We start from the raw sequence: 13,384 nt of genomic DNA, 5'->3' as shown, positions 1-13,384 counted from the left end.
CGACCGATGCTGATGAAACACGCCGCCACGGTACGCTGGCAACTCTGGATAGTGGCATTCGGCTTCTTTATGCAGACGCTGGATACCACTATCGTCAACACCGCCCTGCCCTCGATGGCCGCCAGCCTGGGGGAGAACCCGCTGCGCATGCAGTCGGTGATCGTCTCCTATGTGCTGACGGTGGCGGTGACGCTGCCGGCCAGCGGCTGGCTGGCGGACAAGATCGGCGTACAGCGGGTGTTTTTCAGCGCCATCCTGCTGTTCACCCTCGGCTCCCTCCTCTGCGCCCGTTCGGAAACCTTGAACGAGCTGATCGCCTCGCGCGTGCTTCAGGGCGTCGGGGGCGCGATGATGGTGCCGGTCGGGCGCCTGACGGTGATGAAGATCGTGCCGCGCGAGCAGTATATGGCGGCGATGACCTTCGTGACGCTGCCGGGGCAAATCGGCCCGCTGATGGGGCCGGCGCTGGGTGGCTTCCTGGTGCAATACGCCAGCTGGCATTGGATTTTCCTGATCAACATTCCGGTGGGCATCGTGGGCGCCATCGCCACGCTGTTGCTGATGCCCAACTACCAAATGCAGACCCGCCGCTTCGATCTCAGCGGCTTTATCCTGCTGGCGATCGGCATGGCGTCGCTGACGCTGGCGCTCGACGGCCACAAGGGCATGGGGCTGTCCGGCGGCGCCATCGCCGGCCTGGTGGCGCTGGGCGCGGCGGCGCTGTTGGGGTATGTTTGGCATGCCTACGGCAATAGCCGCGCCCTGTTCTCGCTGCGGCTGCTGCGCACCCCGACTTACAAGATCGGGCTGCTGGCCAGCCTGCTGGGGCGCATCGGCAGCGGCATGCTGCCGTTCATGACGCCGCTGTTTCTGCAGGTCGGCATGGGCTTCACGCCGTTCCACGCCGGGCTGATGATGATCCCGATGATCATCGGCAGCATGGGCATGAAGCGCATCGTGGTGCAGGTGGTCAACCGCTTCGGCTACCGTAACGTGCTGGTGGCCGCCACGCTGCTGCTGGCGCTGGTCAGCTTGAGCTTCCTGCTGGCGGCGATGCTCGGCTGGCTGTGGCTGCTGCCGGTGGTGCTGTTCTTCCAGGGGATGGTCAACTCGCTGCGCTTCTCGGCGATGAACACCCTGACGCTGAAAGATCTGCCTGACAGGCTGGCCAGCAGCGGCAACAGCCTGTTGTCGATGGTCATGCAGCTGTCGATGAGCCTTGGCGTCAGCGTCGCCGGCATCTTGATCGGCAGCTTCGCCCATCATCAGGTGGTGGCCGATAGCCCGGCCATTCACAGCGCATTTATTTACAGCTACTGCTGTATGGCGTTGATTATCGCTCTGCCCGCGCTGGCCTTCGCGCGCGTGCCGGCCGATAGCGCGCCCAACCGCACGCTGACCAAAGAGCCGGGTACCGGCTCAACGAGGTTGCAATGAGGATAGGCATTACCGGGAAACTGTTCCTGGCCATTTTCGCTACCTGCATGCTGGTGTTGATCACCATGCATTGGGGGGTGCGCGTCAGCTTTGAGCGAGGCTTTATCGATTACATCAAGAGCAGCAACGAGCAACGCATCAACATGCTGAGCGAAGCGCTGGAGGAACAGTACAGCCACCATGGCAACTGGATATTCCTGCGCAACAACGATCAGGTGGTCTACCAAATCATGCGCTCGTTCGAGCAGAACAGCGACAGCAGCCACAATCTGCCGCCCAAGGGCTGGCGCACCCAGTTTTGGGTGGTGGACAGCCAGTTCAATCGTTTGGTCGGGCATTCTGGCCCCCTGCCGAAAGAGGGGCCGCGCCACCCGATCCGCTACAACAACCAGATCGTCGGCTGGGTGCTCACCACCCCGGTCGAGCGCCTGACGCGCAATACCGACATCAACTTCGATCGCCAGCAGCGGCGCACCAGTTGGATTATCGTCGCGCTCTCCACCCTGCTGGCGGCGGCGGTGACCTGGCTGCTGTCGCGCGGCATGCTGGCCCCGGTCAAGCGTCTGGTGGCGGGCACCCACCGCCTGGCGGCGGGCGATTTCACCACCCGCGTGGCGGTCAGCAGCCAGGATGAACTGGGCCGGCTGGCGCACGACTTCAACCAGCTGGCCACCTCGTTGGAAAAAAACGAGCAGATGCGCCGCGCCTTTATGGCCGACGTATCGCACGAACTGCGCACGCCGCTGGCGGTGCTGCGCGGCGAACTGGAAGCGCTGCAGGACGGCGTGCGCCAGCCGACGCCGGCGTCGCTCAGCTCGCTGCAGGCCGAGGTATCCACCTTGACCAAACTGGTCGACGATCTGCACCAGCTGTCGCTCTCCGATCTCGGCGCGCTGGCCTATCGCAAATCGTCGGTGGACTGCGTACACCTGCTGCAGATCGCCGTCGCCGCCTTTCGCGAACGCTTCCGCGCCAAAGGGCTGGAGATCGTCACCCATCTGCCGCCCCAGGCGCCGCTGTTCGGCGATCCCGATCGCCTGAACCAGCTGTTCAATAACCTGCTGGAAAACAGCCTGCGTTACACCGACGCCGGCGGCCGGCTGGAGATCGGCGCCGAGCTGCAGCCGGGGCGGCTGCTCCTCTACTGGCAGGACAGCGCGCCGGGCATCAGCGATCAGCAACTGACGCGCATTTTCGAACGTTTCTACCGGGCGGAAGGTTCACGCAACCGCGCCAGCGGCGGTTCCGGGCTGGGGCTGGCGATCTGCCACAACATCGTGGAAGCGCACGACGGGAAAATCCGCGCCGAGCATTCGCCTTTAGGCGGCGTGCGCATTACAGTAGAATTTGCTACCCCGATAAAAAATAAGGCGCCCTGATGGACATTCAGAATCAACCCGTGCAGATCATGATTGTTGAAGATGAGCCCAAGCTGGGCCAGCTGCTGGTGGATTATCTGCAGGCGGCGGGCTACGCCACCCGCTGGCTGACCAACGGCAACGAGGTGGTGCCGACCGTGCACCAGCATCCGCCGGCGCTGATCTTGCTCGACCTGATGCTGCCGGGCGCCGACGGGCTGACGGTGTGCCGCGAGCTGCGCCGCTTCAGCGATGTTCCGATCGTGATGGTGACGGCGAAAATCGAAGAGATCGACCGCCTGCTGGGGCTGGAGATCGGCGCCGACGATTACATCTGCAAACCCTACAGCCCGCGCGAAGTGGTGGCGCGGGTGAAAACCATCCTGCGCCGCAGCTATCGGCCGCAGGAGAGCGCGCGGGAAGATGACCTGCTGCACATCGATGAACCGCGCTTCCAGGCCAGCTATCAGGGGCAGTTGCTGGATCTGACGCCGGCGGAATTCCGCCTGCTGAAAACGCTGGCCAGCCAACCGGGCAACGTATTTTCTCGCGAACAGCTGCTGAACAACCTGTACGACGACTACCGGGTGGTCACCGACCGCACCATCGACAGCCACATCAAAAACCTGCGCCGCAAGCTGGAACTGATCGACGGGGAAAAATCCTTTATCCGCTCGGTATACGGCGTGGGCTACCGCTGGGAAGCCGAGCCCTGCCGGCTGGTGAATGGGGTTTAGGGGGAAATCAGCGCGTCCAGTCTTCAACCGCCAACCCGGGCACCATGGCGAATGCGCGATCGTTGGTCACCAGCGTCGCGCCACGGCTCTGCGCGTGCGCGGCGATCAGTTGATCCAGCGCGCCCATGATTTTGCCCTTTTTCTCCATGTTCGCGCGCATTTCACCGTAGCAGCGGGCGGCCTCGCTATCCCATGCATAGACCGTCACCGCGGCAAGAAAGGCCTCGACCACGCTTTGCAACGCCTTGTTCCGCCGTTTAGCCACACCGTAAAGCAGTTCCGCCTCCGTGACGCTGGAAATACATACGGCAGAAGGCGGGAGCTTTTCCATGACGTTAAGCACCTGCGGATGCTGCCGAAACAAGTGGCTGACGGTGTTGGTATCAAACATGTACATCGCCTACTCTTCCTCTGAGAATGGATCGCGGTCTGCAACCCCTTGCTGACGATCTTCCGCGCCAAGAAACTCTTGTGGCACCGGCGTTTGGGCGATAATGCTCAGCAGCGGTGCCCAGCTGTCCGGCTTTGCCGGATATTTGGATAAAATCACGTTGCCCTCCCGATCGCGACGGATATAGACACGATCCGCATCAAATTCAAATTCCACCGGTAACCTCACCGCCTGATTTCTGCCGTTTTTAAACAGCTTTGCGATTCTTTCCATCTCGACAACCTCCACAGCAGGCATAGGCCAAAGCATATGCCTGTAGCGTGTCGATGCCAAGATGTATCGCTCATTTTTCATCCATATTGACGAAACAGCCAAACCGTAACGCACAATCTCACGGGGTGAAACCCTGTTCCCCTTGTTATGCGGCGCACTGCGCAATCACCGCGCCTTCCCTTAGCTTCCCGTGCGGCGCCAGGCGCACCGAATGAAAACTCCGCGCCGGCGCAAAAAAACTGCGCATTTTTTCGACTAAGCTGCTGTGAGGTTTAGCCGCCGATTTTCAAGCGATTGGCTACACTTACATCACGAATCGGAACCTACAGGAGAAGAACCATGGCAATCGGTCATTATGAGCTGAAAAAAGCAAAGAACGGACAGTACCACTTCAACCTGAAAGCCAGTAACGGCGAGAGCATTCTGGCCAGCGAAATGTACGCCAGCAAAGCCTCGGCGGAGAACGGCATCGCTTCGGTGCAGACCAATTCACCGCACGAAGCGCAGTACGAACTGAAGCACAGCACCAGCAATCAGCCCTATTTTGTGCTGAAGGCAAAGAACCATCAGGTGATCGGCGTCAGCGAAATGTACAGCTCCGAAAGCGCCGCCAAAAACGGTATCCAATCGGTGATGAAAAACGGCCCGACCACCGATATCCGCGATTTGAGCGCCTGATCTTTCCCTTTCTCCCGCGCGGTGGCCCGCCGCCGCGCATTTTCCGTTTGACCAAGATCAATCTCCCCTGAATAAATCCGGTTAACTGCTGATTTCTTGCCGCGCTGCGGCTACAATTCCCCGCTTTTACTGCGCCATCAGGTGGCGTGGTGCTGACCTGAAATCAGACCGAGACACACTATGTTTACACCGGAACTTCTCTCCCCGGCCGGAACGCTGAAAAACATGCGTTACGCCTTCGCGTACGGCGCCGATGCGGTTTACGCCGGCCAGCCGCGCTACAGCCTGCGGGTGCGCAACAACGAGTTCAACCACGAGAATCTGGCGCAGGGCATCAATGAAGCCCATGCGCTGGGCAAAAAATTCTACGTGGTGGTAAACATCGCCCCGCACAACGCCAAGCTGAAAACCTTCCTGCGCGATCTGAAGCCGGTTATCGATATGGGCCCTGATGCGCTGATCATGTCCGATCCCGGCCTTATCATGATGGTGCGCGAAGCCTTCCCGCAGATGGACATCCACCTGTCGGTGCAGGCCAACGCCGTTAACTGGGCGACGGTGAAGTTCTGGCAGCAAATGGGCCTGACCCGCGTGATCCTCTCGCGCGAACTGTCGCTGGAAGAGATCGCCGAGATCCGCGCCGAAGTGCCGGACATGGAGCTGGAGATCTTCGTGCACGGCGCGCTGTGCATGGCCTACTCCGGCCGCTGCCTGCTGTCCGGCTACATCAACAAGCGCGATCCCAACCAGGGCACCTGCACCAACGCCTGCCGCTGGCAGTACAAAGCGGAGGAAGGCAAAGAGGACGACACCGGCAATATCGTGCACCTGCACGAGCCGATCCCGGTGCAAACCGTCGAGCCGACGTTGGGCATCGGCGCGCCAACCGACAAGGTGTTCATGCTGTCTGAAGCGCAAAAGCCAGGCGAATATATGAGCGCCTTCGAAGATGAACACGGCACCTATATCATGAACTCCAAGGATCTGCGCGCCATCCAGCACGTGGAGCGTCTGACGCAGCTCGGCGTGCACTCGCTGAAGATCGAAGGCCGCACCAAATCCTTCTACTACTGCGCCCGCACCGCCCAGGTCTACCGCCGCGCCATCGACGACGCAGCCGCCGGCAAACCCTTCGATCCGACTCTGCTTACCACGCTGGAAGGCCTGGCGCACCGTGGCTACACCGAAGGCTTCCTGCGCCGCCACGTGCACGAAGCGCAGCAGAATTACGACTACGGCTCCTCGCTCTCCGAGCGCCAGCAGTTCGTCGGCGAATTCACCGGCGTGCGCCGCGAAGGCTGGGCGGAAGTCGACGTGAAGAATAAGTTCGCGCTCGGCGACAGCGTCGAGATGATGACGCCGGGCGGCAACGTGGTGTTCACCCTCGAGAGCATGCAAAATAAGAAAGGCGAGCCGATTGAGGTGGCGCCGGGCAACGGCCATATCGTTTATTTGCCGATCCCGCAGGATATCGATCTCAATTATGCGTTGCTGATCCGCAATTTGGCGGAAGAAAATAGCGCCGGGGCATAAAAATGAATCGCCGTCATTCGGCGGCGATTTTTAGCAAATATTAGAATTGGATCACATCAATGTGCGCGCAGCTTGGTTACTATCACGCTGCTTAAAACGAACAACGAAAATATTTGCATAGCAATACTAGGAACCACCTCCTTAGCCGGCCCAATCTCCCTTGGGCTGGCTTTTTCTTTATGGGTGCGCCTATTTTTTTCGCCGCGCCGATTTCCATAACTTATTCCCGTTATCCGTTTTAATAATAATCACGTCGCCTCGATATATAAATAACGCTACAGCGATTAATCCTCTCGTCTTTAAAACCTGGCTTATTTCCGGGTAAAATTCAGATAAATTCGCCTTGTTTCTTATTCACTGAACGCCGGGAAATAACCAGAATTAGCTGAATATTCTGATGGCCTGGTGGCGGCAGCTGGTTTATCTTGAGGCATTCTTGGTTTTCCGCCGGAGGATATCGGCAATGCCTCAACACTCACATGCGCCCGCCCTGCTTATCATCAACGGCAAAGGCGCCGGTAACGAAGAGCTGCGTCAGGCGGTCAAACGCCTGCGCGCAGAGCAAATCACGCTGCACGTGCGCGTGACCTGGGAGCACGGCGACGCCGCGCGCTATGTCGCAGAAGCCACGCAGCTCGGCGTCGGCACCGTCGTCGCCGGCGGCGGTGACGGCACTATCAACGAAGTGGCCGCCGCGCTGGTGCAACTGCCGGCGCACAACCGGCCGGCGCTGGGCATCCTGCCGCTCGGCACCGCCAACGACTTCGCCATGGCCTGCAACATCCCCCCTTCGCCGGAACAGGCGCTGCAGCTGGCGATCAAGGGCCGCTCGGTGCCGATCGATCTGGCGAAGGTCAACGGCGAGCGCTACTTCATCAACATGGCCACCGGCGGCTTCGGCACCCGCATCACCACCGAAACGCCGGAGAAGCTGAAGGCGGCTCTCGGCGGCGTGTCCTACTTCGTGCACGGCTTGCTGCGCATGGATACGCTGCAGGCCGACCGCTGTGAAATCCGCGGGCCGGACTTCCGCTGGGCCGGCGAGGCGCTGGTGATCGGCATCGGCAACGGCAAGCAGGCCGGCGGCGGCCAGGAGCTGTGCCCCAGCGCGCTGATCAACGACGGCCTGCTGCAGCTGCGCCTGCTGATCGCCGATGAGCTGCTGCCGGCGCTGGTCGCCGCCCTGTTCAACGACGAAGAGAGCAACAGCATCCTCAGCGCGGCGCTGCCGTGGCTCGAGATCGACGCGCCGCATGAGATGACCTTCAACCTCGACGGCGAACCGCTCAAGGGTCGCCATTTCCGCATCGAAGTGCTGCCGCAGGCCATCGAATGCCGCCTGCCGCCTAACTGCGCCCTGCTGGGCTGACCTTGTCGGGCGCAGCCGCTGCGCCCGACACCTTGCTGTTCCCAATCGCCCAGCAGAACACCGAGTGGTTCGAGATCGAATAATCAATCGTTTAGCGCGCCGGGGGCGATCGTCCCCGCGTATTTGGCCTCGCAAATGGCATTTCCTCTCAATCGCATCTATTGTTTGTCCTTGCCGGATCCAGTTCGGTAGTATCGCTTTACAGCTTCAATCACCGCTTTTTTACTGCGCCGGTGGTCAAAAACCCTTGCATTGCCGGTGTATGAAGAAGCTTAATCGGGAGTGAATCATGACTGATATTGTGCAGTTGCTAGGAAAGGAAGCGGAAGATCTGCTGCAACACCGCTGTACCACTATCCCCGCCGAGAATCTCTACCTGCCGGGCGACGACTTCGTCGACCGCGTAATGATCGATAACAACCGTCCCAACAGCGTGCTGCGTTCGATGCAAACCCTGTTCAACCACGGCCGCCTGGCCGGCACCGGCTACCTGTCGATCCTGCCGGTCGATCAGGGCATCGAGCACTCCGCCGCCGCCTCGTTCGCCGCCAACCCGCTGTATTTCGATCCGAAGAACATCGTCGAGCTGGCGATTGAAGCCGGCTGTAACTGCGTCGCTTCCACCTACGGCGTGCTGGCGTCGGTATCGCGCCGCTACGCGCATAAAATTCCGTTCCTGGTCAAACTCAACCACAACGAAACGCTGAGCTACCCGACCCAGTACGACCAGACCCTGTACGCCAGCGTCGAGCAGGCGTTCAACATGGGCGCGGTGGCGGTCGGCGCCACCATTTACTTCGGCTCCGAGCAGTCGCGCCGCCAGATCGAAGAGATCTCGATCGCCTTCGAGCGCGCGCATGAGCTGGGCATGGTCACCGTGTTGTGGGCCTATCTGCGCAACCCGGCATTCAACAAGGACGGCGTGGACTACCACTCCAGCGCCGATCTGACCGGCCAGGCCAACCACATCGCCGCCACCATCGGCGCCGACATCGTCAAACAGAAAATGGCGGAAAACAACGGCGGCTACCGCGCGGTGAAATTCGGCTATACCGACGATCGCGTCTACACCAAGCTGACCACCGATCACCCGATCGATCTGGTGCGCTACCAGCTGGCCAACTGCTACATGGGCCGCGCCGGGCTGATCAACTCCGGCGGCGCCGCCGGTGAGAACGACCTGCAGGAATCGGTGCGCACCGCGGTGATCAACAAACGCGCCGGCGGCATGGGCCTGATCCTGGGGCGCAAGGCGTTCAAGAAATCGATGAAAGACGGCGTGGCGCTGATCAACGCCGTGCAAGACGCCTACCTGGACAAGAAGGTCACCATCGCCTGATGTGACGGACCGCCTGTCCCCAAGCCCGGTTCGCCGGGCTTTTTTGTGCATCGAGGGAGGTCTTGACAAGGAAATAATGCAACCGAATGTATTTTATGAGCAAAAATAAGAGCTGGTTTTTATTTAATCTCCCTGGGCTTTTTTTATTCCAAATATGCGAAAGAGAACGACATAAATCATTAAAGATTGAAAGTTAACCTTATCAAACTTCAAATTTCCCACCTTTTCCGAAAACACAAAAACTTAGCGCATTAATAATTATTATAGTCCATTGTTATTTATGGACTTTTGACTAAATTTTACGCTAGTTAATCCACATTTTTATGGTGGTGCCATCATGAAAGTCAATATTGTAATCATCTCCCTGCTCATCCTTTCGCTATCGTCTTGCGCGCTATTTAAATCTCCGGCCTCTAGGCATGAGTTGAAACCTGGAGAAACGTATTGGTTTGACTATGACTCAACAAGAAGCAGCGCCATTTATATTCCCGCAGACTCAAATATCAAGTACTGCGTGGCTCCACCGCCTGATGTCGCGCAGTCCGTTATTGCCGCGCTGAAAGCTGAAATGAGTACGGAACAAATTCAAAAAGTCAGTGGCGATGCAGAGTTCAGCACCGCCGTAATCGATCTGGCTCGGCGCACCACCACGGTAAATTTTATCCGCGATACGTTGTATCGCGTCTGCGAAGCCAGACTACAAGGCCCGCTCACCGCGACGGAAAAAGAAATTTTCCTGGCCGCGATAGCCGCCGCCAAAGATATGGCAATCGCTGAAAAAGACAAACAAAAGCAAGAACTGGCCCAAACGGCCGAAAGAAACGGTGCTTCCGTACAGACAATACAAAAGATTCTCGAGCAGTAACAGAAACACGCTAACAACGGCGATTTCCGTATACCCCCTCCCCAAAGCCCGGTTCACCGGGCTTTTTTGTGCCCGCGCTCTCCCCCTCATGCCACAGACCTTCTCTTTCTTTCATTTTAAACTTTCAAAATAAAATATTTATCTTTCAAATTGTGATCTATTTAAAACAAATGGCCCAACAAAGTGACTACTGTAAGGTCCATGGCGACAGAGCCGCCGTTCGCTCCAGGCCATATCAGTCCATTACAGGAGAACATAATGATTGAGCTAATCACCCACGGCGCCGAGTGGTTTATCGGCCTGTTTCAGAAAGGCGGTGAAGTGTTTGTCGGCATGGTGACCGGCATTTTACCTTTGTTGATCAGCCTGTTGGTTATCATGAACGCGCTGATCAAATTTGTTGGCCAGGAACGTATCGAACGATTGGCGCAGCGCTGCGCGGGCAACCCCGTGTCGCGTTATCTGCTGCTGCCGCTGATCGGCACCTTTGTCTTCTGCAACCCGATGACCCTCAGCCTGGGGCGCTTCATGCCGGAGAAATACAAGCCGAGCTACTACGCGGCGGCCTCCTACAGCTGCCACTCGATGAACGGCCTGTTCCCGCACATCAATCCGGGCGAACTGTTCGTTTACCTCGGCATCGCCAGCGGCCTGACCACCCTCGGCCTGCCGCTCGGCCCGCTGGCGGTGAGCTATTTCCTGGTGGGGCTGTTCACCAACTTCTTCCGCGGCTGGGTCACCGATCTCACCACCAGCCTGTTCGAACGCAAGATGGGCATCCGTCTGGATCGCCAGGTGCAACTTTAATTCGTGGAGTGCAGCATGAGTGCTTATATCCGTATTGAAAAAGGCGCCAGCGGCTGGGGCGGCCCCCTGGAGCTGCCGATCGAGCCCGGCAAGAAAGTGGTGTACATCACCGCCGGCACCCGACCTTCGATCGTCGATCGCCTCAGCGAATTGACCGGCTGGCCGGCCGTCGACGGCTTCAAAGAAGGTGAACCGCCGGCGGAAGAGATCGGGGTGGCGGTGATCGACTGCGGCGGCACCCTGCGCTGCGGTCTGTATCCGAAACGCCGCATTCCGACGGTCAACATCCACGCCACCGGCCAGTCCGGCCCGCTGGCGCAGTTTATCCTCGAAGACATCTATGTCTCCGGCGTGCGCGACCACAACATCAGCCGAATCGAAGCGGCAGATAGCCAGCCCGCCGCCACCGTTGCAGCGCCGCCCAAGGCGCGCGACTACGACACCAGCAAGAAGATCACCGAGCAAAGCGACGGGCTGCTGGCGAAGGTCGGCATGGGCATGGGATCGGTGGTGGCGGTGTTCTTCCAAGCCGGGCGCGACACCATCGACACCGTGCTGAAGACCATCCTGCCGTTTATGGCGTTCGTCTCGGCCTTGATCGGCATCATCATGGCCTCCGGCCTCGGGGACTTTATCGCTCACGGCCTGACGCCGCTCGCCAACAGCCCGATCGGCCTGGTGACGCTGGCGCTGATCTGCTCATTCCCGCTGCTGTCGCCGTTCCTCGGTCCCGGCGCGGTCATCGCCCAGGTGATCGGCGTGCTGGTCGGGGTGCAGATCGGCCTCGGTCATATTCCGCCGCAGCTGGCGCTGCCCGCGCTGTTCGCCATCAACGCGCAGGCCGCCTGCGACTTCATTCCGGTCGGCCTGTCGCTGGCGGAAGCCAAGCAGGACACCGTGCGGGTCGGCGTGCCTTCGGTGCTGGTCGGCCGCTTCCTGACCGGCGCGCCGACGGTGTTGATCGCCTGGGCCGCCTCGGCCTTCATTTATCAATAAGCTGATTTCCTGGGGGACGTTTATGCACACCATTTTTCACACCACCATCACGCAGATCGGCGGCTGCGCCCGCGACGCGTTGCTGGACAACATGCTGATCACCTTCCGTGAAGGCGCGCCGGCGGATATCGAAGAGTTCTGCTTCATCCACCGCCACGGCGCGACCGCCGGCGAGCTGCAGGTCGGCGGCGTGATGGAACTGGCGCAGCGGCGCTACGCCATCACCGCCGTCGGCAGCGTCGCCACGCAGAATCTGCGCGAGCTGGGCCACATCACCGTGCGCTTCGACGGCGAAGCCGAAGCCGAATTCCCCGGCTCGATCCACGTATCCGGCCCGACGCCGACCGATATCCCGTTGGGCAGCACGCTGTCATTTATCGCATAAGGAGTAGACCATGTCTGAAGTAGCTGTAGTGATTGGCGGCGGCCAAACGTTAGGCGCCTTTTTGTCCCACGGGCTGGCGCAGGCCGGTTATCGGGTGGCGGTAGCCGATCTGAACGCCGATAATGCCAATCAGGTGGCACAGCAGATCAACGAAGCGTTTGGCGCGGGCAGCGCCTGCGGTTTTCAGGCCGACGCCACCGACGAGCAGAGCGTGATCGCGCTGGCGGCGGCGGTTGACCGGGCATTCGGCCAGGCCAACCTGCTGGTGTACAGCGCCGGCATCGCCAAGGCGGCACCGATCACCGATTTTCCGCTGGGCGACTTCGATCGCTCGCTGCAGGTGAACCTGGTGGGCTATTTCCTCTGCGCCCGCGAGTTCTCGCGCCTGATGATCCGCGACGGCATCGCCGGGCGCATCATTCAGATCAACTCCAAGTCCGGCAAGGTCGGCAGCAAGCACAACTCCGGCTACAGCGCCGCCAAGTTCGGCGGCGTGGGGCTGACGCAGTCGCTGGCGCTCGATCTGGCGGAGTACGGCATTACCGTGCATTCGCTGATGCTCGGCAACCTGCTGAAGTCGCCGATGTTCCAGTCGCTGCTGCCGCAGTACGCACAAAAACTGGGCATCGCGCCGGACCAGGTGGAGCAGTACTACATCGACAAGGTGCCGCTGAAGCGCGGCTGCGACTACCAGGACGTGCTGAACACCCTGCTGTTCTACGCCAGCGACAAGGCCTCTTACTGCACCGGCCAATCGATCAACATCACCGGCGGCCAGGTGATGTTCTGACGCCATCGACGCCCCCTTCGGCGAAAGGGGGCCTAAGGAGAACCCCATGACTCAAGCTCTGATCGCCTTCGCGCTGCTGGCCTGGCTGCTGCAAATCGCCTTTGGCTGGTGGCAACTGCAGCGCTTCAACCGCGCCTTCGACGGCCTGTGCCGGCTGGGCGCCGTCGGCGTCGGCCGTTCCGGCGGCCGTTTCCGCCCGCGAGTGGTGCTGGCGCTGGCCTTCGACGCCGAGCGACGGGTGTGCGGCAGCCTGTTGCTGCGCGGCCTGACCGTTTTCGCCCGGCCCCGCCCGCTGCCTCGATTGCACGGTTTGCATCAGCGGGATTTGCGCCCGGATGTGATCTTCCCCGAGGATCGCGCATGCCAGTCTGCACTAACGTTAGCGATTGAACCCAAATCGTGATATTTTCACATTAAAAGACATTA

At 59.9% G+C, this 13,384-nt stretch carries 15 protein-coding genes; 13 read left to right on the top strand and 2 right to left on the bottom strand.

The features are described 5' to 3' along the window. Positions 1-6 precede the first annotated feature (6 nt). Genes mdtD through baeR form a run of 3 tightly spaced genes read left to right on the top strand, consistent with a single transcriptional unit; the run spans position 7 to position 3,532 of the window. Positions 7-1,437 carry a multidrug transporter subunit MdtD gene (gene mdtD, locus ACJ8HH_RS19995; RefSeq protein WP_043147820.1) on the top strand — a complete coding sequence of 477 codons (1,431 nt, stop codon included), beginning with the start codon at positions 7-9 and terminating at the stop codon, positions 1,435-1,437. Continuing rightward, positions 1,434-2,816, top strand: a complete 1,383-nt coding sequence (gene baeS, locus ACJ8HH_RS19990) for a two-component system sensor histidine kinase BaeS (protein ID WP_033635541.1) — start codon at positions 1,434-1,436, stop codon at positions 2,814-2,816. Before mdtD ends, baeS begins: the two co-directional genes overlap by 4 nt. Continuing rightward, positions 2,816-3,532: a two-component system response regulator BaeR gene (baeR, locus tag ACJ8HH_RS19985; protein ID WP_033635542.1), complete on the top strand. Its 717-nt coding sequence runs from the start codon at positions 2,816-2,818 to the stop codon at positions 3,530-3,532. Before baeS ends, baeR begins: the two co-directional genes overlap by 1 nt. Before the next feature lie 7 nt (positions 3,533-3,539). Here the strand turns inward: baeR and ACJ8HH_RS19980 are convergent, their stop codons facing one another. Further along, a complete protein-coding gene (locus ACJ8HH_RS19980; protein ID WP_033648839.1) occupies positions 3,540-3,929 on the bottom strand; it encodes a type II toxin-antitoxin system VapC family toxin in 390 nt (129 codons plus the stop codon). Positions 3,930-3,932: 3 nt separating this feature from the next. After that, positions 3,933-4,196: an antitoxin gene (locus ACJ8HH_RS19975; protein ID WP_033648840.1), complete on the bottom strand. Its 264-nt coding sequence runs from the start codon at positions 4,194-4,196 to the stop codon at positions 3,933-3,935. A gap of 339 nt (positions 4,197-4,535) precedes the next feature. On the opposite strand from ACJ8HH_RS19975, the gene ACJ8HH_RS19970 reads away from it, so the two are divergent. From ACJ8HH_RS19970 to gutM, 10 genes are all read left to right on the top strand, one after another. Then, positions 4,536-4,874, top strand: a complete 339-nt coding sequence (locus ACJ8HH_RS19970) for a YegP family protein (RefSeq protein WP_033648841.1) — start codon at positions 4,536-4,538, stop codon at positions 4,872-4,874. A gap of 180 nt (positions 4,875-5,054) precedes the next feature. After that, a complete protein-coding gene (trhP, locus tag ACJ8HH_RS19965) occupies positions 5,055-6,407 on the top strand; it encodes a prephenate-dependent tRNA uridine(34) hydroxylase TrhP (RefSeq protein WP_033654556.1) in 1,353 nt (450 codons plus the stop codon). Positions 6,408-6,870: 463 nt separating this feature from the next. Then, complete coding sequence (yegS, locus tag ACJ8HH_RS19960) at positions 6,871-7,776, top strand: lipid kinase YegS (RefSeq protein WP_033635546.1); 906 nt, start codon at positions 6,871-6,873, stop codon at positions 7,774-7,776. A gap of 289 nt (positions 7,777-8,065) precedes the next feature. Then, on the top strand, positions 8,066-9,115 hold the full coding sequence (gene fbaB / locus ACJ8HH_RS19955) for a class I fructose-bisphosphate aldolase (protein ID WP_033635553.1): 1,050 nt from the start codon (positions 8,066-8,068) through the stop codon (positions 9,113-9,115). A gap of 337 nt (positions 9,116-9,452) precedes the next feature. Beyond that, positions 9,453-9,980 carry a hypothetical protein gene (locus tag ACJ8HH_RS19950; RefSeq protein WP_041036286.1) on the top strand — a complete coding sequence of 176 codons (528 nt, stop codon included), beginning with the start codon at positions 9,453-9,455 and terminating at the stop codon, positions 9,978-9,980. A gap of 258 nt (positions 9,981-10,238) precedes the next feature. Beyond that, a complete protein-coding gene (gene srlA / locus ACJ8HH_RS19945) occupies positions 10,239-10,787 on the top strand; it encodes a PTS glucitol/sorbitol transporter subunit IIC (protein WP_004941528.1) in 549 nt (182 codons plus the stop codon). Between the two features lie 15 nt (positions 10,788-10,802). Further along, positions 10,803-11,783, top strand: a complete 981-nt coding sequence (gene srlE / locus ACJ8HH_RS19940) for a PTS glucitol/sorbitol transporter subunit IIB (RefSeq protein WP_033635556.1) — start codon at positions 10,803-10,805, stop codon at positions 11,781-11,783. Positions 11,784-11,805: 22 nt separating this feature from the next. Then, on the top strand, positions 11,806-12,168 hold the full coding sequence (srlB, locus tag ACJ8HH_RS19935) for a PTS glucitol/sorbitol transporter subunit IIA (RefSeq protein WP_021504438.1): 363 nt from the start codon (positions 11,806-11,808) through the stop codon (positions 12,166-12,168). Between the two features lie 10 nt (positions 12,169-12,178). Continuing rightward, positions 12,179-12,958, top strand: coding sequence for a sorbitol-6-phosphate dehydrogenase (gene srlD / locus ACJ8HH_RS19930; RefSeq protein ID WP_033648848.1), 780 nt, complete (start codon positions 12,179-12,181; stop codon positions 12,956-12,958). 46 nt (positions 12,959-13,004) lie between these two features. Then, a complete protein-coding gene (gene gutM, locus ACJ8HH_RS19925; RefSeq protein ID WP_039568478.1) occupies positions 13,005-13,361 on the top strand; it encodes a transcriptional regulator GutM in 357 nt (118 codons plus the stop codon). The last annotated feature ends 23 nt before the right edge of the window (positions 13,362-13,384 follow it).

Source organism: Serratia sp. CY32780 (assembly GCF_052169135.1).
Taxonomy (GTDB): domain Bacteria; phylum Pseudomonadota; class Gammaproteobacteria; order Enterobacterales; family Enterobacteriaceae; genus Serratia; species Serratia sarumanii.
Note: the sequence above shows the minus strand (reverse complement) of the source record. Positions and strands in the feature narration are given on the sequence as shown.

Bases quoted from the DNA above. Each gene is read 5' to 3' on its own strand.
- mdtD (WP_043147820.1), top strand. From the start codon at position 7: ATGCTGATGAAACACGCCGCCACGGTACGCTGGCAACTCTGGATAGTG.
- baeS (WP_033635541.1), top strand. From the start codon at position 1,434: ATGAGGATAGGCATTACCGGGAAACTGTTCCTGGCCATTTTCGCTACC.
- baeR (WP_033635542.1), top strand. From the start codon at position 2,816: ATGGACATTCAGAATCAACCCGTGCAGATCATGATTGTTGAAGATGAG.
- ACJ8HH_RS19980 (WP_033648839.1), bottom strand. From the start codon at position 3,929: ATGTACATGTTTGATACCAACACCGTCAGCCACTTGTTTCGGCAGCAT.
- ACJ8HH_RS19975 (WP_033648840.1), bottom strand. From the start codon at position 4,196: ATGGAAAGAATCGCAAAGCTGTTTAAAAACGGCAGAAATCAGGCGGTG.
- ACJ8HH_RS19970 (WP_033648841.1), top strand. From the start codon at position 4,536: ATGGCAATCGGTCATTATGAGCTGAAAAAAGCAAAGAACGGACAGTAC.
- trhP (WP_033654556.1), top strand. From the start codon at position 5,055: ATGTTTACACCGGAACTTCTCTCCCCGGCCGGAACGCTGAAAAACATG.
- yegS (WP_033635546.1), top strand. From the start codon at position 6,871: ATGCCTCAACACTCACATGCGCCCGCCCTGCTTATCATCAACGGCAAA.
- fbaB (WP_033635553.1), top strand. From the start codon at position 8,066: ATGACTGATATTGTGCAGTTGCTAGGAAAGGAAGCGGAAGATCTGCTG.
- ACJ8HH_RS19950 (WP_041036286.1), top strand. From the start codon at position 9,453: ATGAAAGTCAATATTGTAATCATCTCCCTGCTCATCCTTTCGCTATCG.
- srlA (WP_004941528.1), top strand. From the start codon at position 10,239: ATGATTGAGCTAATCACCCACGGCGCCGAGTGGTTTATCGGCCTGTTT.
- srlE (WP_033635556.1), top strand. From the start codon at position 10,803: ATGAGTGCTTATATCCGTATTGAAAAAGGCGCCAGCGGCTGGGGCGGC.
- srlB (WP_021504438.1), top strand. From the start codon at position 11,806: ATGCACACCATTTTTCACACCACCATCACGCAGATCGGCGGCTGCGCC.
- srlD (WP_033648848.1), top strand. From the start codon at position 12,179: ATGTCTGAAGTAGCTGTAGTGATTGGCGGCGGCCAAACGTTAGGCGCC.
- gutM (WP_039568478.1), top strand. From the start codon at position 13,005: ATGACTCAAGCTCTGATCGCCTTCGCGCTGCTGGCCTGGCTGCTGCAA.